The sequence below is a fragment of the Micromonospora sp. L5 genome (assembly GCF_000177655.2).
Lineage (GTDB): Bacteria > Actinomycetota > Actinomycetes > Mycobacteriales > Micromonosporaceae > Micromonospora > Micromonospora aurantiaca.
This window is the reverse complement of the sequence record NC_014815.1, coordinates 6,580,920-6,604,978: the sequence shown is the minus strand read 5'-3', so window position 1 is coordinate 6,604,978 and position 24,059 is coordinate 6,580,920. Positions and strand designations below refer to the sequence as shown.

Annotated in this window: 14 protein-coding genes and 2 pseudogenes; 7 read left to right on the top strand and 9 right to left on the bottom strand. The window is 68.1% G+C overall.

The genetic code is table 11. The features are described 5' to 3' along the window. Positions 1–94: 94 nt before the first annotated feature. Complete coding sequence (locus ML5_RS29550; protein ID WP_013477318.1) at positions 95–484, bottom strand: hypothetical protein; 390 nt, start codon at positions 482–484, stop codon at positions 95–97. A 226-nt stretch (positions 485–710) separates the two neighbouring features. Here ML5_RS29550 and ML5_RS29545 point away from each other — a divergent pair, with 226 nt between their 5' ends. Both ML5_RS29545 and ML5_RS29540 read left to right on the top strand, forming a co-directional pair. After that, the gene (locus tag ML5_RS29545; RefSeq protein ID WP_049800125.1) at positions 711–1,658 is read left to right on the top strand and encodes a hypothetical protein; all 948 of its coding nucleotides are present in this window, start codon (positions 711–713) and stop codon (positions 1,656–1,658) included. Positions 1,659–1,768: 110 nt separating this feature from the next. Continuing rightward, the gene (locus ML5_RS29540; RefSeq protein WP_143766967.1) at positions 1,769–3,358 is read left to right on the top strand and encodes a hypothetical protein; all 1,590 of its coding nucleotides are present in this window, start codon (positions 1,769–1,771) and stop codon (positions 3,356–3,358) included. Between the two features lie 109 nt (positions 3,359–3,467). Here ML5_RS29540 and ML5_RS29535 read toward each other — a convergent pair whose 3' ends face one another. Beyond that, positions 3,468–5,765: a hypothetical protein gene (locus tag ML5_RS29535; protein WP_013477315.1), complete on the bottom strand. Its 2,298-nt coding sequence runs from the start codon at positions 5,763–5,765 to the stop codon at positions 3,468–3,470. 944 nt (positions 5,766–6,709) lie between these two features. Next, positions 6,710–8,056 carry a hypothetical protein gene (locus tag ML5_RS29525; RefSeq protein WP_236619323.1) on the bottom strand — a complete coding sequence of 449 codons (1,347 nt, stop codon included), beginning with the start codon at positions 8,054–8,056 and terminating at the stop codon, positions 6,710–6,712. 329 nt (positions 8,057–8,385) lie between these two features. Between ML5_RS29525 and ML5_RS32480 the strand changes: the two genes are divergently transcribed. Then, positions 8,386–8,541 carry a hypothetical protein gene (locus ML5_RS32480; protein WP_168168227.1) on the top strand — a complete coding sequence of 52 codons (156 nt, stop codon included), beginning with the start codon at positions 8,386–8,388 and terminating at the stop codon, positions 8,539–8,541. Between the two features lie 339 nt (positions 8,542–8,880). Here the strand turns inward: ML5_RS32480 and ML5_RS33350 are convergent, their stop codons facing one another. Together ML5_RS33350 and ML5_RS31290 are read right to left on the bottom strand one after the other, a co-directional pair. After that, complete coding sequence (locus ML5_RS33350; protein ID WP_363606759.1) at positions 8,881–9,006, bottom strand: hypothetical protein; 126 nt, start codon at positions 9,004–9,006, stop codon at positions 8,881–8,883. A 331-nt stretch (positions 9,007–9,337) separates the two neighbouring features. Next, positions 9,338–12,220 carry an HYR domain-containing protein gene (locus tag ML5_RS31290; RefSeq protein WP_168168226.1) on the bottom strand — a complete coding sequence of 961 codons (2,883 nt, stop codon included), beginning with the start codon at positions 12,218–12,220 and terminating at the stop codon, positions 9,338–9,340. A gap of 202 nt (positions 12,221–12,422) precedes the next feature. Here ML5_RS31290 and ML5_RS32185 point away from each other — a divergent pair, with 202 nt between their 5' ends. The 3 genes from ML5_RS32185 (at position 12,423) to ML5_RS32180 (ending at position 21,599) form a co-directional block, all read left to right on the top strand. Beyond that, positions 12,423–13,262 carry a DUF4253 domain-containing protein gene (locus ML5_RS32185; RefSeq protein WP_013477309.1) on the top strand — a complete coding sequence of 280 codons (840 nt, stop codon included), beginning with the start codon at positions 12,423–12,425 and terminating at the stop codon, positions 13,260–13,262. 712 nt (positions 13,263–13,974) lie between these two features. Continuing rightward, positions 13,975–21,039, top strand: coding sequence for an FG-GAP-like repeat-containing protein (locus tag ML5_RS29510; RefSeq protein WP_085983672.1), 7,065 nt, complete (start codon positions 13,975–13,977; stop codon positions 21,037–21,039). Beyond that, positions 21,036–21,599 carry a hypothetical protein gene (locus ML5_RS32180; protein ID WP_143766964.1) on the top strand — a complete coding sequence of 188 codons (564 nt, stop codon included), beginning with the start codon at positions 21,036–21,038 and terminating at the stop codon, positions 21,597–21,599. The genes ML5_RS29510 and ML5_RS32180 overlap by 4 nt, the downstream gene beginning before the upstream one ends. 17 nt (positions 21,600–21,616) lie before the next feature. On the opposite strand, the pseudogene ML5_RS29500 reads toward ML5_RS32180, so the two are convergent. Further along, positions 21,617–22,039: pseudogene (locus ML5_RS29500) on the bottom strand (IS256 family transposase); the annotation flags it as partial. Positions 22,040–22,457: 418 nt separating this feature from the next. Between ML5_RS29500 and ML5_RS32635 the strand changes: the two are divergent. Next, the gene (locus ML5_RS32635) at positions 22,458–22,595 is read left to right on the top strand and encodes a LuxR C-terminal-related transcriptional regulator (RefSeq protein ID WP_201766716.1); all 138 of its coding nucleotides are present in this window, start codon (positions 22,458–22,460) and stop codon (positions 22,593–22,595) included. 27 nt (positions 22,596–22,622) lie between these two features. On the opposite strand, the gene ML5_RS33345 is transcribed toward ML5_RS32635, so the two are convergent. The 3 genes and pseudogenes from ML5_RS33345 to ML5_RS33040 form a co-directional block, all read right to left on the bottom strand. Further along, complete coding sequence (locus ML5_RS33345; protein WP_369752020.1) at positions 22,623–23,288, bottom strand: zinc-binding dehydrogenase; 666 nt, start codon at positions 23,286–23,288, stop codon at positions 22,623–22,625. Positions 23,289–23,417: 129 nt separating this feature from the next. Then, positions 23,418–23,696 carry an alcohol dehydrogenase catalytic domain-containing protein gene (locus ML5_RS33340; RefSeq protein ID WP_369752018.1) on the bottom strand — a complete coding sequence of 93 codons (279 nt, stop codon included), beginning with the start codon at positions 23,694–23,696 and terminating at the stop codon, positions 23,418–23,420. Then, positions 23,693–23,941 (bottom strand): annotated as a pseudogene (locus ML5_RS33040) (aldehyde dehydrogenase family protein); the annotation flags it as partial. The gene ML5_RS33340 and the pseudogene ML5_RS33040, both read right to left, overlap by 4 nt. Positions 23,942–24,059 lie beyond the last annotated feature (118 nt).

Genomic DNA, 24,059 nt, shown 5'->3' with positions numbered 1-24,059 from the left:
CGAGAGAAATCCGGATCGTTCGTCTTGGAGCCAGGTGGTCATTGCCTTGAGGTGAGCGGCATCATGGCACGACAGTCCGACGAAGCCGCTGCGGTCATCCGCCCGGGCAGCGGGTGTCACCGCCGCTGTGTTCCACGCAATGCCCCGGCGGGCCGGGCGTCGTCGCTGCCGGAGCCGGAGCGAGGTCCCGGCCGGCAAGCACGGCAACCGGTCCGCCGGGCACGGCGGTCACGACGGCCAGCACCAGGAAGACGACCGCGGTCCGGACCAGCCGCAGCCGGTACGCGACGAGCGCGATGACGGCCGGTCCGGCCATCGCCACCGACGCGGCGACCATCAAGGCCCGGCTCGCCCGATGTCGAAGGTCCGCGAACTCGCCGGGCTGGTCGCCGTAACTGACGCTCCACTGCTCCAGGCCGATGCCCGCCCACCACATGGCCGCCGCGATCAACCCGCACACCCAGACCAGGACCAGGAATCCCACGATCGGGCCACCTCGCCGACCGGCACCGATCGCTTCAGACGTCATGCAGCCAGCGTGGACGGCTCAACCCGGCCGAGCATGAGCCGGCGTACTCAGCTTCATCGGGCGAGAACGAACAGCCCGAAACTTACTCGTGATCAGGCTCGTGGTCGGGTAGGACGATGTCATGGTGGTTGAGGAATCGCGGTCCGGGACAGGTGGTCTCCGTGCCCGTCGTGAGGATCTGGTGCGCGACGACCGCTGGCAGGGCCTGCTCCTCGACGTCACCGCCGCGCCCCGGTGTCCCGGGGTCGTGGTGGAGGTGACCGGGGGCGGGCGTCTGCAGATCCGGCAGGGGCCGACGGTGGTGTTCCTCGCTCGGCTCGACGCGGGCCACTACCACGTCGACTACCGGCGGCTGCCGGGCTACGACCCGATCTTGCCGCCGGTGAGGTCGATGGATGCACGTCGTATGGGCGGGGGCACGGCGGACGATCGGGATGTCCGGTGGGCGTACCGGTTCGCGGATCTGCTCACCGCCAGCGGAGCAGGGCCGCTGTATCCGGGCCGGTGGTTGTTGCAGCCCAGCGCACCGAACCTGCGGTACGTGGAGGCAGCCGCATCGGTCCGGCAACCTGCCGGGACCGCCGAGCGGTGGTCCGAGCTGCTGGTCGATGACGATGCGGGGCAGCTCGACTGGTACATCCACGGCGGCAGCGGCCTCGTCCTGACCATGCATCCGATGTCCCGGCCCGACGACGCGCGGGTGAAGAGCTACCGCAAGCAGGTCCGCAGCGGCACGCTGCCGCCGATCCTGTTGTGGTGGGTGAGCAGCCTCGACTCGTACCTTCTTCTCGACGGTCATGATCGGCTGGCCGCCTGCATGGCCGAGATGGTCGAGCCGCCGCTGATGACCCTGACCGCGGTCGTCGACGCCGACGAGGTGCAACGGTGCCACGCCTGGTCGGTTCGCCGTCACGCCGAGACCACCGCGCACATCGAACGTGAGATCTCCAAGGGCACGCCGGGCGCCGCCGACGCGCTGGTGGCTGAGCGACGGCGGCTCGCCGACGATCTCGTGGCACCGCAGCTCCGGCCGAAACCCAGCAGGGCCTGGATGCTCCCCGGCGGAGTGGCGCAGTGGGAGCGTGTGGCAGCCGTGACCGATCTCGCCCGGGTAGAGAACCATCGTTGAGATCGGCGGTTCACGAGACGGGCGGTTCAGGGGTGGCCGGGCCTGGTCAGCCTCGACGTCGGCCCGGAAAACCGGGTTCATCGCCATGAGTGGCGGGGCAGGATGTCGGGGTGATCTGGGGAAGACGTGACGGCCGGGCCCTCTCGGCTTTGCCGGTGGAGGAGGATGGGCTGCTTCCGGTGGTCCGAGTTGCGGTCGAGCACGCCCGGGCCGGTGGATGGGAGGCGTTGGACCGGTTGGTCGACGTGCTGCTTGAGGTCGATGCTCATGGCGATGAGGTGGCGGCGCGATCGGCGTTGGCGCTGGTGACCGCTGCACCAGGGTTGGTGGTTCGGCTCGACGAGCACGCGCGGTCGGCGCCGTGGTACGGCCGGCACCGGGAACCGGCGTGGCGGCGGATCGCGGAACGGGCTTCTGCGCCGCCGTCGGGGCCGGTGACGACGGCGATGGCGAGCATGCATGGCGATGGGCGAGTCCGGGAGCGGGCGGTCGCGGCGATGATCGCCCGCCCATACACGGAGGCGATGCCGTTTCTGGTGTTGCGTACCGCCGACTGGGTGGCCCCGGTGCGGGATCGGGCACGGGCCGGAATCGCGCTGCTGCTCGCCGACGACGCTGATGTCTACCTGCCTGCAATCTTGCCGACGGCGCTGCGCATCGAGGCCCGCGCTCGCGCCGGCTTCGCGGTCGCCCAGGCGCGGGTGGCGGTGTTAGCGGCGACGGAGCAGTCGTGGCGTGGCCTGCTCGCCTCGGCTGGTCGCCGGGAGCGGCGGTTCGTCTTCGATACCGTGCTGGCGCGCGGTGGGCTGCGTACGCCGGAGCTGGTGACCTTGGCGGAGTCGGATCCGGACGTGTGGGTGCGAGCGCGGGCGGCGGAAGCGGCGTGCCGCGACGCGGTCTGGACCCGCTGGCACGACGTCCTTCGTCGGCTGGCTCGCTCGGCTCGGGCGGAGGTGCGGGTTGTGGCGTTGACCGGGCTGGTTCGGGCCGGTCGGGACGCCGACGTCGCCGGACACCTTGACGACGACGCGCCGTTGGTGCGGGCCGTGGCCCGCGACGCGGCCCGCCGTCTCGGTCGGGACGCGCGGGAGCACTACCGCGCAGGCGTTGACGTCGATGAGCCGGTCGTGGGCGCGATCGCCGGGTTGGCCGAGACCGGCTCGGTGGCGGACGCCCCGCGGTTGCTTCGCCTGCTCGGCCACGAGAAGCCGAAGGTCCGGGCCCACGCAGTACGAAGTTTGCGGTTGCTGGACGCGGTCGTGGTGGGGGAGTTGGTGCCGTTGGTGCGGGATCCGTCGCCGGCGGTGGTGCGGGAGGTGACGCTGGCGCTGCGCCCGGTTGCCGGCGCGTTGCCGCCGGCCCTGCCGTGGGAGTTGCTCCGGGACGGCCGGGTGGAACTGCGGCGCGCCGGCTACAAACTCCTGCGTGGTCGTGGCGTCGGCGTGGAGCTGCGGGCGGCGTTGATCCTGGCCGCTGACAGGGATAGGCGCTTGGCCCAACGGGGCAAGTCCGATGCGACCCGCCTCGCCAGGGACGCGGCGAGCACGACCTGGCGCCGTTCTCCTCTGCCGGAGTTGCGGGTCACCGAGGCAGAGCGCGTGGAACTGCTCGCATTGGCGGACCGAGCGGCGGTGATGCTCGGAGACGAGACCAGCCGGCAGCTCGCCGGTTGGATCGCGGATAGCCACCCTGTCGAGTGACTGAGCGCCACACGCCGAAGGTCCTCAGCAATCTCGACGTTGGCAAGGGCGCAACACCCTAGCCGTCGTCCCCTTCGCCGCTCGTCGGCCCGAATGAGCACGATGATCGCTACGATCGCGCGGTTTCGCCTGGCGCAAGTCCCGAGATCCAGTCGGCGAAGATCTCAGGTAGGCGATTCAGATCCGGTGGCCGGACCGTGACCAGCCGGATGCCCGAGAGGTCGGCGAGCTCGGTCTTGCGCTGGACCTTGGCGGCGTAGTCGTCCTCCTGCAGCATGCCGAGGGCCTCGACGTACGTCCCGTCGCTCAGAAGCCAGTCCGCACGCAGGCCGGTGGTGTTGAGCAGATGGTGCCTCGGGTAGTGCGGCTCCACGTCGTGCGCGATGCCATGGTGGTGCAAGAAGTCGTCGATGTGCCGCTCGAACATCGACCGGCACAGGTGCCCGTCCGCCGCGACGGAGAGGATGCCGCGTGCCGGCCGGGAGGCGTCGGTGAGCAGCCCGGCGACCGTGAGCCAGTCCGTCCAGGTGCGTTGCTTGCGGCCGGGGCGGGCGGTGAGGGCGTAGGTGCGGGGGATGAGGAACCGGCAGAGCATCGCCTCGTCGGCGCGGGCGGGGTCGGTCAGGGCGATGCGGGAAAGTTGCTCCTGCGATGGCGGACCGGAGAACTCGATCTCCGCGAGCTGGCGCAGCGCCCAGATCGTCGCGTCGGTCCATGGTCCGTCGGTGCCGTTGTCGCGAAGCACGCCCCTACCGGCGAGGATGCAGCAGTCGAAGCAGTACGCGAGCCCGGACCGGGTGCTGTGCGCCGGCGTGCCGCAGAGGCGACACGGGCGGATGTTGTCGTCGATGTCATTGGTGCGGAACAGGTCGCTGAGGGTCTTGCGCTGCAACTGCAGCGTGAAGGCAGCGACATTGGGTGCGGGTTCGTGCTTTGCTCGTACGTTCAGCCAGACCCGGTGTGGCTCCGGCACAAGATCGGTGGCCCGCGCCGTCAGGCTGCACGACGCGGGGACGACCGCCAGATCGTCGACGATCGGTCCGTCTCCCAGCGGGTAGATCGAGTTGTCGCGGACGACGGGACGAAACGGTCCGACCCCTGATGCCAGGAAGGCAGCGGCCCGTCGGTTCCGGCCGATGGTGATGGTCGACGGCGCCGCCCAGCGCACCTGCCCGGGATGGACGTCGTGCCGTTTGAGCAGCGTGGTCATTGGGGTGCGGTGGGGGCGGGCGTAGACGGTCAGGACGTCGGATTGCGGGTCGTACATGCCCGCCTCCGGTAGTTCGTCGAGGTCGACGCCGTCGCGCACCAACCGGATGGACCAGATGTGCTGCCGATCCTGTGGGTCGTCGCGGAACCGGTCCGTCGTGACGATCGCGTCCGGGAACTCGCCGAGTTCGGCGAAGTCGTCGGGAAGCGACACGTCTACGCCGTGCTCACGCAGGGCCACCACGGCGTCGGGCCGGGCGCGTTCGTCGATCAGCGTAAGGGGACCCCCGGGCAGCTCGTACCGACCGATCTCAAGGCCTGATCGGTCGGTGACAACGATCCGCTCGAAGCCCCAAGTGGACCGGCTGATGGCGCGAACTCCCTCGTACGGGTGCGGGATCTGCCGGTAGTCCGCCCAGGCCCGCAAGTCATCCGACGCCGCGGCGTCCCGCCGGTCCTGCTCCCGGCTCCGCGGCGTCGGGGCGCCCCAGCGTCCCGTGGCCACCCGGGCGGCGAAGGCACCGCCGAGCAGGCGAGCAAACTTGGCGGTCAAGCCCGAGCGGACGTCGTCGACGGGGGCATCCACCGTCGGCGCCGTCACCTGCTGGAACCTGTCGACGAGCAGGCGCAGCGCGCCAGCGTCCGGCAGGTCCAGGCGGACACGGCCGATGCGGTACCCGAAGCGGCGCTCCTCCTCCGAGGAAAAAGGGGTGTGGCGGCTGGGCTGCCACGCCCTCTCATCCTCCTGCTCATCCTCCCAGTCGTCATCGCCGATCCGGGACACGTCGATCCAGCCGTGGCAGCCGATGGCATGTGGCGTGGCGGTCGCCGCGAGCCGATGCAGGCTCTCGCCCACCCAGTGCAGGGTGCTGTCGTACAGGAAGCCCATGTGCCGGTCGACGACCGAGCCGCCACCGCCCGGCGGTGCGGCTGCCGAGATCGCCTTACGGTTGTAGGTGTTGTCCGGGCGAGGCACCAGACCGAGCACCACGGGAAGCCGCAGTTCTATCTCGTCGTGCCGGTTGCGGGCCTCGACGATCTGATCGGCACGCGTTAGGTTGTCGAACACGAAGCGGCGCAGCGCTGCCACGGAGTCGTCGAAGACCGCGATACCGGCTCGGGAGGATGTGTTCCCGCGCGGGATGACGACCATCCCCACCTGGGGCTGGTAGGCGATCTGATCTTGCTCGGCAGGCATCAGCGGATCATGCCAGAGGCCTGAGCAATGGCTCAGTGGGTGGGTGCTGGTCGAAGAGGGCGTAGCCGAGGCTCGGACGCCGAGACCAAAGTCCTAGGACGCTTTAGGGGACGTGTCAGCTATCTCGCTGTGCCGGTCCGAGCGCGCCTCATCTAGACCCTCGCAGCGCTCGTTCCCTCTGCCCGTCCCGTGGGTTGTCGTCGATCTCTACGGTGTGGTTGCGGGTGTTCGGCAGGGGAGGTGCGGCCATGGGCATCTGTGTCGTGTGTCGGGCGGATCAGCGCACGGTTGTGCTCATCAGCCGTTGGGGTGTCCCGCACGGTGCCTCGGGGCACCAGGTCAACTATCGCTGGAGCAGGGTGGTGGCCTGCCCGGAGTGTGGTGCTGGTCTTCTGGTGCGCTTTGATCACGATTGCTTCCACCCGCCGTGGGAGGAGCCGTGGGACATGGACTGGTCGTGGCCGGTCGACGTCGACGGGGTCCAGCGGCTGATGTCTGCCCTCGTCGGGTGCCCTGACCCGCTGCAGCCATCGTGCGAATGTCCCGCGCACCGCAGCTTGCGCGAGACGACCGAGCGATCGTCACCGCGTGAGGTTCCGGTGACGATCGTGTTGACCGAGGACGGGCTGCCGCAAGTCCGGTCGGTACACGATCTATAAAGCTGGCAGGACCGGTTGATAGACGGTCAGACGTGGCGGACGCTCAACCTTCGACCCCCCGTTTACCCCCCGAAAACCCAAGCCAATTGTTGGCGAAGAGTGATAAGAGCCGGTGAGGCGTTAGCGACGTCCTTGCAGCTCAACGACCACCTCAGGCAAGTAATGACAAGCCCACTTCGGCTACTGTCCGTTACAAGGGGTCTTGACAACCAACGACAAGTCCTGAGAGGACTCCACAAGAGGTTGTCGTGGGTTCAAGTCCCCTCGTGTTGGTGGTCTTTGCGGTCAGACGCCGGCGAGGGTGAGTAGTCGCTCCATCTCGGCCACGGGGAGCGTCGCCGCCGCAGCCGCCGCGTGCGCCACCCATTCGCTCGAATCCGCGAGTAAGACGCGACGCACGTGGACCGGTAGGTTCGGGTGGCCGGCGACTGCTTGGCGAACCGTGCTGTCCGGGTCGGTGGCCAGACGTTCGGCTAACTCGACGGGCAGATCCGGATCTCGGGGTGCTAGGCATCGCATGCGTGGGTCCGGGTCGGTGGCGAAGCGGCGTAGGGTCTGCGGCGGGAAGGTGAACACGTCGGCCGGACGCCAGCGCGTCTTTTTGTCCGGCCCGAACTCGCGGTCGATGCGTTCGGCTGTGGCTGGGTCAACCAGGTGCGGGGCGTGCGTGGCCATGCTGCTCCGTACGCCACTGTCGTCGTCGTTGAGCAACCGGATCACCGCGTCGGCCGGCAGTGTCCGGCTGCGTGCGGCGGAGCGCCGGAAGCAGATGTACGGCGAGGACACGTGCGGCAGTGGGTCTGCGGTGACCCAGTCCAGCCGTAGGTGCTGCAGCTCGGCGACGGCCATGTGGTCTTCGACCTGCTGCAGCAGCGCAGTGTCGTCGAGTTCGTCGTCGAGTAGGTCGGTCAGCGGGCGGTCGCCCTGCCGGATCTGTGTATAGATCCGGTGGCGTAGCGGCTCGGGTGTGTCCCGGCGGCTGAAGACACCCACGCGTACGTTCGCGCTGGGATCCTCGGCGAGCAGGTCCCGTAGTCCTGGGGGAAGCTGTGGGTGTTCGGCGACCTGTCGGCGAACATGGTGGTCGGGGTCACCAGCCAGCCGTTTGGCCAGTTCCGGGGTCAGGTCTGCGTGGCGTATGGCTCCGGCGCGGGTGACCGGATCGGCGAGCAGTCCCGCCACGAGGTCGGGCGGAGGTACCGGATGCGGTAGCCGGGCGTAGTAGGTCGAGCAGGCGGCCGCACGAACCTCGTCGACGGAGTCGGTGAGCAGGAGCCGCCGGACCGGTCCGGGGGCCTGCGTCCACCACCGTGCGAGGGTGGCCCGGACCGGCGGGTCAGGGTCCGTGGCGAGCCGGGCGAGCAAATCGGCCGGTACGTCGTCGCGTTCGGCGAGGTGTCGCCGTACCAGCGTGTCCGGATCGTCGATGAGTCGCTCGTACAACGCGCGGGGCGCGCCATGGGCGCCGACAACCAGGGCAGCCCGGACGGCGGGATCGGCGTGGGCAGCCAGCCGCATCCGGACGGCGTTCGGCAACTGGCGGTTGAGCGCAAGCGAGTGCAGCAGCCAGTCATGACCCGAGGCGAGGACCTCCTCGATCATGTCCGGGGTCAGGTCGGCGCGCTTGGCCACGTGGCCGAAACCGCGCCGGTAGCGCACCAACCGGCGGACCAGCCCGGCCGGCAGCGCCGGGTTCTCGGCAAGACCGTCGAGCACCTTCGCCAGGTGGACCGGCGTCGGCTCTTCTTCAGCCATCCGCCGCCCCTTCCCAGATCCGTTGCGCCCCGTAACGAGTCTCGCAGGTGCAGTACAGGCGGGACCGCCCCGGGCTCCGTGTCGTTTTCGTTGTCGAACGGTCCGCTGTCCAGGTCCCCATGAAGCCCCCCAAGATCGGTGGCGCCGCATTTCCGCACCGGCCACCGACAAGACTCCACGAACACGAAGGCGGCTATGGTGCCCGCATGACGATCGACAGGTCGGGGCAGCGGCGGCCGGAGACGGCATCGTCCGACCTCGACGCGTACCTGAGTGAGTTCCGGGCGGGCCGCAATTCGATCGCTCGGGTCTTCCATGCCGCGTGTGCGCGGTGCGGCGGGTCGGAGTTCGGCATGAAGTAACCCCTAATGACCGGACACAGTGTCCGGTCGCAGGTGGTCACTTCAGCCGATGCGCCGTGGCGGGACGTGCCGTCGTGTTACGGCTCCTGGCAGGTCGTGTTTGCGTATTCCGACGGTGGCAGCGGACCGGGGTCTGGCAGCAGATTGTGACCGGGCTTGCAGGCCCGCGCTGACGCGACAGGGGTTGATCACGTGGGATGTCAGCGTCGACGTGACTGAGGCCAGGCTGCCGGTGGGGCTGAGGCAGTCGCGTCGCTCGAGCTGCTTTCGAGGTACTTGGGGGGAAGGGCTGGGACGGTCGGGGGTGGCCCGCTTGGTTCGGCGCTCCACCCCGATCGTTCAGTCAGAAGATGAGATCAAATGCTGACCAGTTGGATCCGATGGTGGTGCAGCTGGTTTGAAGCGTCCGGTGCCGTTGCCATGGGAGAGGTAGAGCTCTTTGGTGGTGCTGTTGCGGGCGGTGATGTCGGCATCTCCGTCACTGTCGAAGTCGCCGGGGAGGAGACGGTGTCAAAGGCGGCGATGCTGGAGGTGATGCCGGTTTGGTCACGGGCCGAACGTGTCTCCCTGAGCAAGGGCGTGAGTGAACTGCGGGGCGGAACGACGCTGGCGGCGAACAGTCAGGCCCAGCCGGATTCTGTGGAATGGGGCCGGCCCTGCTGCTGTTCTTCTATGCGCCTGTGCCTACGGTGAAGCGCGGAGCGACCGGATCGATCGCCTGCGCGGGCATCCGGCGGACGAATAGGGAGGCGCTCGGGTCCGGCGAAATGCCGGACCCGAGCGCGGTGGATCTCTTTCAGCGGTGAACGGCCGTCACCCCGCTGACCGTCGTCGGCGTGGTTGCCCCCTTCCGGGTGCCGTTGCCGAGCTGGCCGAGCAGGTTGCCGCCGTACCCGTGCACATTCCCGTCGGTGTTCACCACGAGACTGTGCAGCAGGCCGCTGGCGATCCAGCCGGCGCCGGTCAGACCGCTCGCCTTCACCGGCGTGGAGCAGTGCAGGCCGCAGTCGCGGTCGTCACCGAGCTGGCCGGAGGCGTTGCTGCCCCAGCCCCACACCGTGCCGTCGCCCTTGACGGCCATCGCGGTGGTGCTGCCCGCGTCGATCGAGACGACACCGCTGATGTTCACCTTGAGGGGCGTCGTCTGGCTGTGCGTTGCGTCGGGGTTGCCGATCTGCCCGTGGTTGCCGTCGCCCCAGGCCCAGACCGTGCCGTCGGACTTCAGCGCGTACGTGTTGTTACCGTCGGCGGCGATCAGCACGACATTGCTCAGGCCCGGCACCTGCGTGGGAGTCGCCGTGGAGCGGTGGTCGCCCAGACCGAGCTGCCCGTTCAGGCCGTGACCCCATGTCCACACCGTGCCGTCACCCTTGAGCGCGACTGAGTGACCGGCCAGCCCGGGAGTGCCGCCCGCGGCGACCTGCACCACGCTGGTCAGACCCGGTACGGCCGCCGGCTTGGTCGCGGAGAGGACTCCGGTGCGGCCGAGCTGCCCGGCGAGATTCGAGCCCCATGCGGCCACGGTGCCGTCCGACTTGAGGGCGAGCACGTGGTCGTTACCGGCCGCGATCTGCTTGGCCCCGGTCAGGCCGTCGACCTGGACCGGCCGCCGACTCTGGAGCCGGCTGCCGTTGCCCAGCTGACCGAGTAGGTTCTCCCCCCAGGAATGGACGACTCCGGACCTGGTCAGCGCGTAGGAGGACGCGTCGCCGGAGGATACCGCCAAGATCCCGGACAGGCCGGAGACCGGTACGGCCGTGGTCTCGCTGAAGATGCTGCCGTTGCCGAGCTGGCCGAGCAGGTTGTCGCCCCACGCCGACACGGTGTCGTCGTCGTTGACCGCCAGGCTGTGCCCCTTGCCGGCGGCGACCGGCGGCGCGTAGATGATCCGCACCTTCTGGTCACAGGAGGCGGAGTTGCCGGAGTCGTCGGTCGCCGTCCACTTCACCGTGGTCTCGCCCAGGTGGAACAGGGCAGGCTGGTTGCTGTTCACGCTCGGGTTCGGGTCGGCCACGTCCCGCGCGCTCGCCGTCCCGATCGACGGGTTCAGGACGCGGTAGGTGGCGTCGTCCGGGCAGGTGATCGTCGGCGGGGTGGAGTCCCTGACCGTCACCTGCTGCGCGACCGTGGTCCGGTTGCCGGACGGGTCGCGGGCGACCCACGCCACCGTTGTCACGCCCAGCGGCAGCAGTGCCGGAGCGTTGTTGGTCAGCGTGACCGTGTCGCCGTCGGCGTCGGTCGCGGCCACCCCCGGGATCGGGCCGGAGTATCCGCCGGTGGTGTTGGCCTCCAGAGTCACCGGCGCCGCGCTGATCGTCGGGATGGTGTTGCCACCGCCGGTCTCGCCACCGCCTTGCCCGCCGGTGCCGCCGCCGAATCCGCCACCCGGCAGCGGCAGCGGGATCTGCAGGCCCTCGCAGTACCCGCGGTCGACGATCGCGACGTAGAACGGGTCACCGTCGAGGAGCCGGTCGCTGGCGTAGTAGAGGTTCAGCCGGTTTCCGGCCTCCTGGTTGTGGCTGCTCAGCACCGGTCGTACCGCGACGGCGCGGGCCGGGCCGGGGAAGAGGGAGGCCTCGTTCTCGTACGTCTTGAGGAACGGGAACTCGTCACAGTCGTTGGTCAGGCCGTCGGTCCGCAGCGAGGTGTAGTTCGCGCCGTACCCCTGCCGGCACATCGTCCGGACCCGGTCCCGGGCCGTGTTGTTCACCTCGCCGTGACCCCAGTAGTCCCGCTGGTGGTAGTTGCGGTGCAGTGGTCCGTTCGAGCCGAATTCGTCGCCGGGGACGTACGTACCGATGGCTCCGGGGTAGGTCCTGGTGATGTCCTCGAAGGCGTCCTTAATGAAGCAGGTCGACTCGGTCATGCCCTGCGACGGGCTGCAGCTGAGGGTGATGTGCGACCGGGTCTGGGTGAACAGGCAGCCACCCGAGCCGAGGCTGTTGCCGTAGGACGCGCTGTCACACCGCATGTCGTCCTTGGGCAGCGGGTTGTGCGAGTCGGAGACCATCCCGCTGAGGTGCGTGCCGAGCAGATCCGGGGCGAATGCGTAGTAGCCCTTCTTGTCCTGCGGATTCGTGTCGCCGGACCACGGGGTGGTGGTGGTCGGTATGTAGAACAGCGACTCGGCGACGCTCTGCCCGTAGAGGACCTGGATGTACGGCGGGCTCGGCTCGCCACACGAGGAGCCGGAGTCCAGCGACACGCAGTTCGGCGACAACCGATAGGCCAGCCCGGGCGCGATCGTGGCCCAGCGGGCGGCGTTCTTGACGTCGACGTCCCAGTCCGTCAGCTGCACCTGGACGTCGGCGTACCGCTGGCCGTTGTAGCCCCGGATGACGTACGTCAGCAGGAACTGCACGTCGGCGATCGGCGCGCCGGTACCTCGCTCGAGGATCGGGAACGCCCAGTCGTCGGAGTAGCACGACGAGAACTTGTTCTTGTGGAAGTACTTGTTGTCGAAGTCGTCGTCGTGCACGGCCCGGCACTCGTCCAGCGTGGCCCAGTCCTCGTTGCCGAGCGGCGCGACCGCCGGCAGCAGCGACGATCCCTCGACGCTGTAGTCGTCAGTCGCCTCCTTGGCGCGCTGGATCGCGTCTTCCGGCGTGTCGATCTGCTGCTCGGCCTGCTGTCGAGGCTTGTCGGCGTTCTCGGCCACCCGACGCCGGAGCTCGGGCATGTGTTTGCGCGCTTCTTCGCGGCTGCTGAACGAGAAGCCTTGGGTGATGTAGTCGGCGTCGGACGGGGCAGCGGCCGCCGGAGAGCCGACAGTCGCGAGTGCGGTCACCGCCAAAACAAAAGCGGATAGATAAGGTCCGATTCTCATGCGGCGGAGTTTAGGCATCAGCATTCTTCGGTGTCTGTCCGCTACAGTTTCGTCCATGACCGAGGTGCTGGAGGACCCCGAGGAAGTCGCCGATGTGCTACACGGGACCGAATTGGACGGCCTCCCGGTCGAGGAGGGCCTCGGCGATACGCTGGTGATCACGGGTCTCGACCCGGGCCGGCTGCTCCCTGCCTGGCAAGTCGCCCGGGCCGCGCTAGGCCGCACCGGCCGGTGGCCCGTTCTCACCCGGATCGACGAGCAGTGGCAGGACGTCGATGCGGAACAAGCTTTATCTGATATGGACGGCATCGATCCATGGATGATCTATCGCTGGACGGGGTTTAATTCGCGAATCCCGCCCGAAGAGGCGCATCTGTGGCTGCCCGACTTTCTCGATTTTCCCGACCCGCCTTTGGAGCTTTCTCTGGCCGCGGTGGAGCGCTCGACGTGGGAGCGGTTGCTGGCCGACCCGGTCACCCTCGATCAGGCGCAGCGCCGGGCGGACCACCTCGTCGGGACCGGTCGATGGTTCACTCCGCCCGGCGGCGCCCAGCTGGTGCTGCTGCCGACCCCGGTCCAGTGGCTGGCGCCGGCCTGGCTCGACTACCACGGTGCGACGGCGAAGGCGGCCGGCCCCGACCTGGGCGATGACCCGGGCCGCCGGGCTCTGGCGGCGGCGATCCGTGAGTGGGAACGCGAGTGGGGCGCCGAGCTGGTGGCCTCCTGGGGCACCATGTTGCAGTTCGTCACCACCCGTCGGCCGGCGTTGGGTGAACCGGCGTGGCAGCTGGCTCTGCAGCACCTGGCGGTCGGCAGCAGCCTGGAGTCCCCGCCCTGGGAACTGGCCCTGGCCCTTACCCGATCGGACGCCTGGTTCCTGCACGACCGACCCTGAAGCGCTGCGCCTGCTCGCTCACGAGGCGGGAGATCGCCTCGGGGTGCGCCGCCCACCACCGCGGGCACCAGTTGATCCCGCTGGTCGGCCTGGAGGCGAGGCGCCGCTCGACGACGTGGGCGAGGTAGCCGCCGACCGAAGGCCTCGACGTTGCGGTAGACCGGCTCCGGGCCGACCGGCTCCGTCGCCACCGTCTCGACGGCTGGCGGGGTCGTCGGCGAGCTGGCCGAGCAGCGCGTTGAGGTCGGCGACGGCGTCGGCGGCTGGCCCGGCGTTGGGGGTGGTCATGAGGCTGGCCCCGGTGGGACGTCGGGGGAGAGGGCCAGTCGGTGCGACCGGTGGGGTCCCAGTGAGCGATCGACGCGCGGATCGCCGCCGCGTAGGCCCGTCCTGCCAGGGAGCGGTGCGGGCGAGCGCGGGCGGGGCGCCGGAGGCGTACACAACCATCCGGGCGCGGTGGCCTCTTCGGCGTTCGAGACAGCGTCGCGGCTGGTTGTTGAGGCTTGCGTGGCCGGAGATCGGGCGTCGTATGGATCACCATTGGTGAGGACGATGGCTGCATCTGCCCGGTTCTGGGCGCGTCGTCCTCACTGATTGTGTTCGGGTCTTGACGGCCGAACATCGTGATCTTATCGTCCTCGATCACTTGACCTGTGGATTTCGGGGGCGACGCGTGGTGGGTGGGTTGGGTTCGTCGCGGGTGTTTGCTCGGATGGGCTGGCTGGTGCGGCGTGGGGCACTCCCGACTGCGGTGGCGGTGGGTTTGTCGTTGTTGCCGGTTGTACCGGCGGAGGCGAAGCCAAAGCCGAAGCCTGCGGCGGATGGGGTGGCGCGGGATCGTTCGGTGCCGGTGTCGGCGGTGAAGCCGAAGAAGGCTGCGCTGCCCGCGATGGAGAAGTTCAAGTCGGCGGCGGTGTCGTGGCCGTCTGCGGCGGCAGCGGTGGTGGATCTACCGCTGTCGCCTGACGGGTCGCGGCGGCTTCCTGCCCGCACGAAGGTCGGTGGGCTGCCGGTAGCCGTCGCTCCGGCTGCTCCGCGGTCCGCGAAATCGACGCCGGGCGCGGCTGGTGAGGCCGCTGTCCCGCCTCGGGTGGCGGTGCGGGTGTTGGATCGGGCTGCGGCGCGGCGGGCTGGTTTTCCGCTGGCGGTGAAGGTGGCACGGGCGGATGGCCGAAGTGAGGCGGGTCGGGTTGAGCTTGAGCTCGACTATTCGGCGTTTCGGCATGCCTACGGCGCGGACTGGGATGCTCGCCTCCAGTTGGTCTCTCTGCCAGCGTGCGCCCTGACGTCGCCTGAGGTGGAGGCGTGTCGCCAGGCGCAGCCGCTGTCCACGGTCAACGACTACCGGGCGGGGGTGGTGCGTGCCGAGGTGGAGGTGACGCCGGACCTGCCGGCTTTGTCGGAGAAGGAAGCTGCCGCGGCCGGCTTGGACCGCCCCGCTGCGGTTGGTGCTTCGGAGCAGACGGTTGTGGCGTTGAGTTCGGCGGGATCGTCGTCGGACACCGGTGATTATTCGAAGACGGATTTGAGCGCGTCGTCGCAGTGGGTGGCCGGCGGGTCGTCGGCGGATTTCTCGTGGAGCTACGACATTTCTGGGCCGCCGGTGCCGGGGGAGCTTGAGCCTGAGGTGTCGTTGGGCTATGGCTCGGGTTCGGTGGATGGTCGTACGGCGGGGGAGAACGTGCAGCCGTCGTGGCTGGGGGAGGGCTGGGATTACCAGCCGGGGTTCATCGAGCGGTCGTATCGGCCGTGCTGGGATGACCGGGAACCCGGCACCACGTACTGGACGGCTGCGAACGGGTTGCCGGATGCCTGTTGGCGGTTGAACAACGCCCGCATCTCGTGGCAGGGCCGCTCCACCGAGATCGTCCCGGGCGATGACGGAGTGTGGCGGTTGGCCGACGATGATGGCTCGAAGGTGGAGCTGCTGTCGGACAACGGCACTGACGTCACGTTGAACTGGAACAACGAGCGGTGGCGGATCACCACCGGCGACGGGACCCAGTACTACTTCGGTCAGTCCGTTCTTCCGGGAACGACGACGCGGACCAACTCGGTGCAGGGCCAGCGGGTGGTGTCGAACGACAGCGGCGAGCCGTGCTTCTCGACGGCGTCGTTGGCGGCGTCGGGTTGCGCGATGGCCTACCGGTGGAACCTCGACTACGTCGTCGACGCCCACGGCAACTCGATGGTGTACTACTACAACAAGGAGTACAACCGGCAGCGCGTGGTCGGCAGCACATCCATCGTCACTTATGACCGAGCTGCGCAGCTCGACCGGATCGAGTACGGCCTGCGGGCGGGTAGCGAGGGCACGACGACGGCGCCGGCCAAGATTGTGTTCAACACCGCCGATCGGTGTCTGACCTCGTCGTGTGCCACGCACGACAAGGCGAACTGGCCGGACACCCCATGGGACCTCGCGTGCTCGGCGAGCCCGTGTGGCCCGGCGTCGTTCTGGTCGACGAGGCGGCTGACGTCGATCGCGTCGCAGACGTGGACCGGAACCGGCACCACGTACAGCACCGTGGATCAGTGGGATCTGACGCACCAGTTCCCCGCGACAGGCAACGGCACATCTCCGGCGCTGTGGATGGCCTCCATCACCCGAACCGGTAAGGCCAACGGGGGCAGCATTGCGCTGCCGGCGGTCACCTTCAACGGAGTGCGGTTCGATCAGCGCGCCGACTACGACCCAAACGGCACGATGGCCAAGCCCCGCAAGTGGCGCATCGCGCAGATCGACACCGAAACCGGTGGTCGGATCGACGTGGCGTACGAGGCCACGGACCCGGGCTGCCAGTTCGGCACCGCGTTCCCTGACCCGGACAACAACACCAAGCGGTGTTTTCCGCAGTACTACTACCCTCAGCAGGCGCCCGAGGGGTGGTCGTGGTGGCACAAGTACATCGTCAAGTCCGTCACGGAGAAGGACCTTGTCGGCGGCTCACCGGACGTCGTGACCAGCTACAGCTACTCCACAGCCGGCTCGTCGACGCCGGTGTTGTGGGGCCATGACAACGGCGCAGCCACCTGGGCGTCGTTCCTGCCGAAGCGGTCGTGGGCGGACTGGCGCGGATACTCCACCGTCACCGTGACTACCGGCCCGTCCGCCGGTCCGCAGACACAGACGAAGTACCTGTACTACCGCGGCCTGTGGCTCGACTCGACTGACACCGGCGAGAACCGGGCGTCGTCGATCACGAACTCCCTCAGCCAGGTGTCCAACGACGACTGGTCGCGTCGGGGCTTCCTCCACGAGAAGATCGAGTACGCCAGCCCGAACGGGCAGGCCCTGACCAAGACGATCTTCACCCCGGTGTCGCACCAGACCGGGCAGCGAGTTCTCACCGCCGACTGGGCGATCCCCACCAAACACACCTCGTACATCACCCGCACCGCCCAGGAATCGACCTACACCTGGCTGACGACGACCAACACGTGGCGCTCGACCCGCGTCAACAACACCTGGAACCCTTCCACCGGTCTCCTTACCGAGGTCGACGACGTCGGGGACACCGACACCGCCGCACCCGCCGACGAAACCTGCACCACCTACACCTACGCCAGCAACACCACGGCCAACCTGCGCCGCTTCGACGGCACCGGCCCGTCAGCGCTCAACCTGCTGCCCGCCGTGGTGGCCGCCGACTGGTCCGGCTACGACGTGACCTTCCCAGCCGGGGACTTCAACGCCGACGGCAAAACAGATCTCGTCGCCCGACGGCCTGCCGACGGTAGCCTGTGGCTCATTCCCGGCAACGGCACCGGCGGCTACGGATCTGCGGTCAAGATCGGTAACAGCGGCTGGAACGCCTACCAAGACCTTTTCTCACCAGGCGACTTCACCGGTGACGGCAAACCAGACGTCATCGGTTCCAAGCCCGACGGCACCCTGTGGCGGTGGAACAACGCCACCACTCTGTCCAACCCCACCCAGATCGGCACCACGAGCTGGCAGAACTACGACCTATTCTCCCCAGGCGACTTCACCGGCGACGGCAAGGGCGACGTCCTCGGACGCAACACCAACGGTGCGCTGTACATCTGGCCCGGCACCGGCAGCGGCACCGTCGCCACCGGCACGCAGATCGGCACCTCCGGCTGGAACGCCTACAGCCAAGCCTTCGGCTGGGGAGACATCACCGGCGACGGCAAAACCGACATCATGGCCGCCGACCAAGCCGGAATCTGGCTCTACGCCAGCAACGGCACCGGCGGCTACGCCGCCCGCGTCCGGATGGCCACCGGGCTGATCGGCCTGGACACCGACTGGTTCATCGCCACCGGCGACATCACCGGCGACGGCAAGGCCGACCTCCTCGCCCGCCAACAGCGCTACCTCACCTCCCCTCAGGCCAGTCAACACACCGAAGCAGTGTCCTGCCCAGCGACCCCAAGCTTCCCCGCCGACGCACTCGGAGACACCCGCTACTACTACGACCAGCCCGGTGCCACCAACCCGGCCCTCGCCGCCCTGCCCGTGGTGGGGGACGTGACCCGGACCGAGCAGGCCGACAAGTACAACGGCTCTGCCCCGAACTGGATCACCACCGCCGAGGCGATCTACGACCAGTGGGGGCGTCCCGCCACCGGCAAGGATGCCCTGGGACGGGCCACGACCACCAGCTACACCCACGCCAGCACCGGACTTCTGACAAGCTTCACGGTTACGAATCCCGCGCTCCACGAGACGACAGTCGTCGTCGACCCTGCGCTGGGCGTATCGAAGAGCACCACGGACCCCAACGGCAAGACCACCACCGCTACGTATGACGCGCTGGGCCGGCTGACCAAGGTATGGCTGCCCGGCCGCTCCACCAGCGACCCGGGCAACCAGGAATACAGCTACTCCCTCACCAAATCAGCGCCAAGCTACGTGCAGTCAAAAATCCTGGGGCCCAACAACAACCAGATCAGCTCATTCGAGATCTACGACGGACTCCTGCGCCTACGCCAGACCCAGGCAACCGCCCCCGACGGCAAGCGCGCCATCTCCGACACGCAGTACGACGCGCGGGGCCTGACAACGAAGACCTCCACCTTCTACAACGGCGCCTCCGGCCCGACCAGCACCCTGGCCAGCTTCGCAGACACCGGCGTCGCGACCCAGCAGCGGGCGACCTACGACGGCCTCGAACGGCAGACCATTGACGCGCTGTGGTCCATGGGCGCACTGAAGTGGCAGACCGTCACCACCTACGGTGGCGATCGGGTCTCCGTCGATCCGCCCGCGGGCGCCACCCCCACCACCACCATCCTCGACGCCCAGGGACGTAAGTCCGCCCTACGCCAGTACAAGGGCTCCACGCCCAGTGGCGACTACGACGAAACTCGATACTCCTACAACGGCCTCGACCGGCTGACCGGCATGACCGACGCAGCCGGTAACCCCTGGAGCTATGCCTACGACCTGCTCGGTAGGCAAACCAGCCGCGTCGACCCCGACGCCGGCACCACCACCTCCACTTACGACAACGCCGGCCAGCTCACTACCACTACCGACAGCCGTGGAGAGGTCCTCGCCCGCGTCTACGACCCCCTCGGCCGGCTCGAGGAACTCCGCGATGACACCACTAGCGGAGCTCTGCGCGCCTCCTACGTCTACGACACCCTCGCCAAGGGACAACTGACCTCCTCTACCCGGCACGTCGGCGCCAACGCCTACACCACCACGATTACCGGCTACACCGACCTGTACGCACCAACCGGCACTGCCGTTACCATCCCCGCCGCGGAAGGCGCCCTCGCCGGCACATACACCGCCGAAGCCACCTATAACCCCGACGGATCACCGGCCACGACCACCCCGCCCACGGCTGGCGGCCTCCCAGCCGAAACCCTCACCTACAGCTATAACAACGCTGGTCTGCCCACCATCCTCACCGGTGCTACCACCTACGTCGCCTCCACCACCTACGCCTGGGACGCCACCGTCTCCCGCCGGCTGCTCGGCACGAGCGGCAAACAGGTTCGCCTCACCGAGACCCGCGACGACAGCACCCGCCGACTGACCACTCAACAGGTGGACACCGAGAGTCAGGCGTCACCCGGATCCTTCGACGACAAATCCACCACCGAGTACGGCTACGACCAAGCCGGAAACATCACCGCCGTTGCTGGGAAGACCAATGGCACCCGCGACCAAGTCGAATGCTTCCGCTACGACTACCTCCGCCGCCTTACCGACGCGTGGACCGAAGCCGACTGGACCTGCCAAACCCCACAGCGAACCGGCGCGGACCCCTATCGGCTGTCCTGGACCTACGACACCACCGGTAACCGGCGCACCCAGACGAGTTACAGCTCGACCGGCACCACCACCGGCACCTACAGCTATCCTGCCGCAGGTGGCCCCAACCCCCATCAACTCAACCAGGTTGCCTACACCGGGGAAAGCATCCGTACGGACAGCTACGGCTACGACAACGCCGGCAACACCACGGCCCGGACGGTCAATGGGACCGCTCAAACCCTCACCTGGGATGCTGAAGGCCACGTCGCCTCCACCATCCAGAACGGCCAAAACCTCAGCTACATCTACGACGTAGACGGCAACCGCCTTATTCGCCACGACTCCACCGGCGCCACTCTCTACCTTGGCAACACCGAACTCCGCCTCAGCAACGGGCAAATCGACGGTACTCGGTACTACAAACATGGCGACGCTACCGTCGCGGTTCGCACCATCACCGGCCTCACCTGGCTGAGTGCAGACCACCACGGCACCAACCAACTCGCCATCGACCCCGGCAACCTGAACATCACCCGACGTCGCACCCTCCCCTTCGGGGAAGCCCGCGGTCCACAGCCCGCAGGTTGGCCCGGCGAAAAGGGTTTCGTCGGCGGTACGCAGGACCCCAACGGACTAACGCACCTTGGCGCCAGAGAATACGACGCGGCCACCGGACGGTTCATCAGCGTCGACCCGATCATGGACCTGTCTGATCCACAACAGTGGAATCCGTTCTCGTACAGCAATAACAGTCCCGTCACGTTGTCAGACCCGTCCGGGCTGAAGGCCTGCTCGGATGACAGGTGTGGCCCGGGTGCCGACTACGAGGACGTAAATGGAAAATACGTCCCAGTTCGTGGCAACAATGACGGTTGCCATGGCTCTTGCGGCGACGACGATTGGGCAAAAGCGCGGAAGAAGTCGCAGCCGAAGAGTGGAGGTAAGAAGCCGAATCCGACGAAGCCGAAGTCGACCAAGCCGAAGCCGACGAAGCCGAAGCTGGACTCGAAAAAGTCTTCGACGGCGGCATTGATCGGCGGTATTGCTGGTAAAATTTCGGAAGTCGTTGGCCTGGTCCCCGGTTTCCTGTGTAGCGTTTGTCTCGGCATCACGGCTTTTTTCGGTCTAGCATCGGTGATCGCCTACTTCGTTGCTGCATTTCAGGACTGCGTGTGCTACTTGAGCTCTGCGATCGGTGCCCTCGGCGGGACGCTACTCGGTCTATTAGGGCTGCCCAGGCTAGGCAACGCCGGAGTTAACGGTTTGGTCAAGGCCCTCGGCGGTTCACTAGAGTACGTGGCGCGCCATGCGAAAGCCGTTGGCAGCTCAGTGAAGTACATGCCCCGCCATTTGAGGTCCGTCGTACCGACTGCTCTACGGGTGAAGATGGAGTGGGTGATGCAGGGTGTCACAAGCATGATCTCGACTGCCTACGGATACCTCAATACGTTGCACACGCAGAGTGTATGGGATAATAACCAACCTTGGCGTGGACGGGCTGAAGAGGGGTCTGGTGCGGGGTTCTCATGGGAGCAGTCATGATGACAGTAGAACGACCAGCTGCGATACGCCGGCTAGACAAGCTGGCCCTCGTCTCTATGGTGGCGCTAGCGGTGGCTGGGGCGTGGTCGCTGACGGCAATCACGGATGAGAACCTCAATGCAGTAGTCGGATCACTTCCGTTCCTGGCAACCGCGATCGTGCTTTTCTATCTAGCCGGTCCAGCGGCCTATATTGCGGTGACAAAAACGCACGTTGTAGTAGCTAACCCCATGGTCAGGTACGATGTGCCACGGGCGATCGTCGATGGGGTTCAGGGGCATTCGCGTCTCAACATCGAGTTGCGGGTGCTGGGGCATTCCCCCATCGATATCAGGGCATTGATCCCCGGCGTGGGCGGCGGACATCGGCTGACCGTAGCCCAGTATGAACGAAGGCTGAGGGCGATCCTTGAGCTCATGGAGGAAACGCCGATGGTGGCGACCACTGGCCCCGTAGTGCGTAAGTGGCGGCAGGGGCACGTACTGTTGGTGGTTGCCTGCCTGATGGGCATCATTGCATCCATCGTCTACCTGGCAGCGGGCTCGCCATCCGGGGTGTAAGGAGCCAGGCAATCCACGATCTCTCCGGTCGTGAGGCCTTTGGCATACAGCGACAACACGACCTCATCGACCCCGGACAGGCGACGCTGCCGCTTACGCACAATCTGCGGTTCGAAGGTGCCAGCCCGGTCCCACGGCACGTCGATGCGCACCGGACCCGACGCGTCGGTCAGCACCGTCTTCGACCGGCTGCCGTTGCGGATGTTGCCCGAACCGGCGCCGTCAGATTCGTGTTTGGCATAGCCGAGGTGCTCGGTCATCTCCTCGTTCAGTGCGGTCTCCAGGACCGTCTTGGTCAGCTGCTTGAGCAGCCCGTCCGGGCCGGTCAGCGACAGCCCTTGTTCCTTCGCGGCCCGGACCAACTCCGCCGCGGCTGTCGCCTCCGCCGACGGCTCAGGCCGTTTCTTGCCTCCGGTCTGGTCGTTCAGTGTCGCGGTCATCACGGCACCCTCCTCACCAGGCACAACGCCCGATGGGTCAGGCCGGAAACACCTTTAGATCCATAGGCCCCAGCCGACTGCCGGTGAAGTGGACGCTCCTATTTTCGTCAACCTCGGTGGTCAGTCCGTGCGGTCGAGCGGCTCCTTCGGCGTTTGTTCGGATGGTGTGATCACCTCCGGGGCTGGGTCTAGTTCGGCTAGCACCTGAAGCCATGCCTGGACGTCAGGGGTGCAGCAGACCCCTGCTGTTCGTTGACAGGCACACCGGATGCGGCTGTGACCCGATTGGCCGATCGTCGCTACGAGCACTGCTGGGCTGCTACTGGCCGGTGAAGCGAGCGACGACTGGGGCGTGGCCGGGAACGACGGCCGTGTCCCGGGCACGGGTGGAGGCGCCGATCGAGGTGATGTCGGACCGGTGCTGGCGGCGGAGCTGGAAGCTGTGGCCGGCGGGGACGGCGGGGTGGCCGCCCGGACCGTCGACCACCACCTGCGCAACATCTTCCATCGGCTCGGCATTCGGTCCCGTACCGAGCTCGCCCGCGCGCTGCACTGAACCCGGCGCGGCGGCGGGCAGCGACGGTCAGGGCAGCACGACGGTACGGGCGCCCTCGCCGCGGGCCATCCGGTCGAACGCCGGTGCGGCGCCGTCCAGGCCGGTCCGGTCGGTGATCAGGGTGGCCGGGTCCAGGGTGCCGTCGAGCACGGCGCGGGCCAGCTCGGGCAGGTCCCGGTTCGGGTCGGACGAGCCGTACACCGAGGAACGCAGTGTCCGCCCGGAGTGGAAGATGTCCAGCGCGCTCAGGCTGACCACGTCGTCCCGCGCGCCCATCCCCAACACGGTTACCTGCCCTCCGCGCCGGGCGGCCCGCCAGGCGGCGCGGATGGTCACGCCGCGGCCGACGCACTCCAGGGCGTGGTCGACGCCACGCCCGTGGGTGCGCTCCCGGATCGCCCGGCTCAGCGCGTCGTCGGCGACGAGGAAGTCGGTGGCCCCGGCGGCGGCGGCCAGTTCGGCCTTGGCGGGCGACACGTCGACGGCGAGCACCGGATCGGCGCCGGCGGCCCGGGCGGCGGAGACCACCGATAGGCCCACCCCGCCGAGACCGATTACCGCCACCGAGTCGCCGGGCGCCACCCGGGCGGTCCGGCGTATCGCGCCGACCCCGGTGAGCACGGCGCAGCCCAGCAGGGCCGCGGTGGCGAACGGCAGCTGCGCCGGAACGTCGATCACCGCCTCCTGCGGCACCAACACCTCCTCGGCCAGCGCGCCGAGGCCGAGGGCGACGTGCAGCGGCGAACCGTCCGAGGTCCGGCCCCGGGCGGTCGCAGGGGAGCCCGTCCGCGCGCAGAACCACGGCTCGCCGCGACCGCAGTACTAGCACCGCCGGCAGGGCGGCGCCCAGTTCAGCACCACGTGCGTGCCGGGCCGGACCCGGTCGACGCCGGGGCCGACCTCGATCACCCCGCCCGCCGCCTCGTGGCCGAGCACCAGCGGGTACGGCGGCGCGAGGGTGCCGTTGACCATGGACAGGTCCGAGTGGCAGACCCCGGCGGCTCGTACCCGCACCCATACCTCACCCGGCCCGGGGTCCGGCAGCTCCACCTCCTCCACCGTCAGCGGCTGGTCCACGCCGCGGGCGAGCAGCGCCCTCATCGCTGGATCGCCTTGGTCTGGAGGAATTCGTCGAGCGCGTAGCGGCCCAGTTCCCGGCCAGGGCCGGACTGCTTGTAGCCGCCGAACGGGGCGAGCGGGTTGAACGGCGCGCCGTTGATGTCGACGGCTCCGGTGCGGATCCGCCGGGCGACCCGCACCGCCCGCTGCTCGTCGGCGGACCAGACAGCGCCGGCCAGGCCGCACCGGGAGTCGTTCGCGACGGCCACCGCTGTCTCTTCGTCGTCGGCCGCCGTGCCGCCGGCACGCTCGCCAGTACCTCCTCGGTCGCCGGGTTGTGCACCGCGATGGTCTGTCCGCAGGAGGGGGCGACTTACGCTTCGTCGAGATAGATGTCGGTTCGTG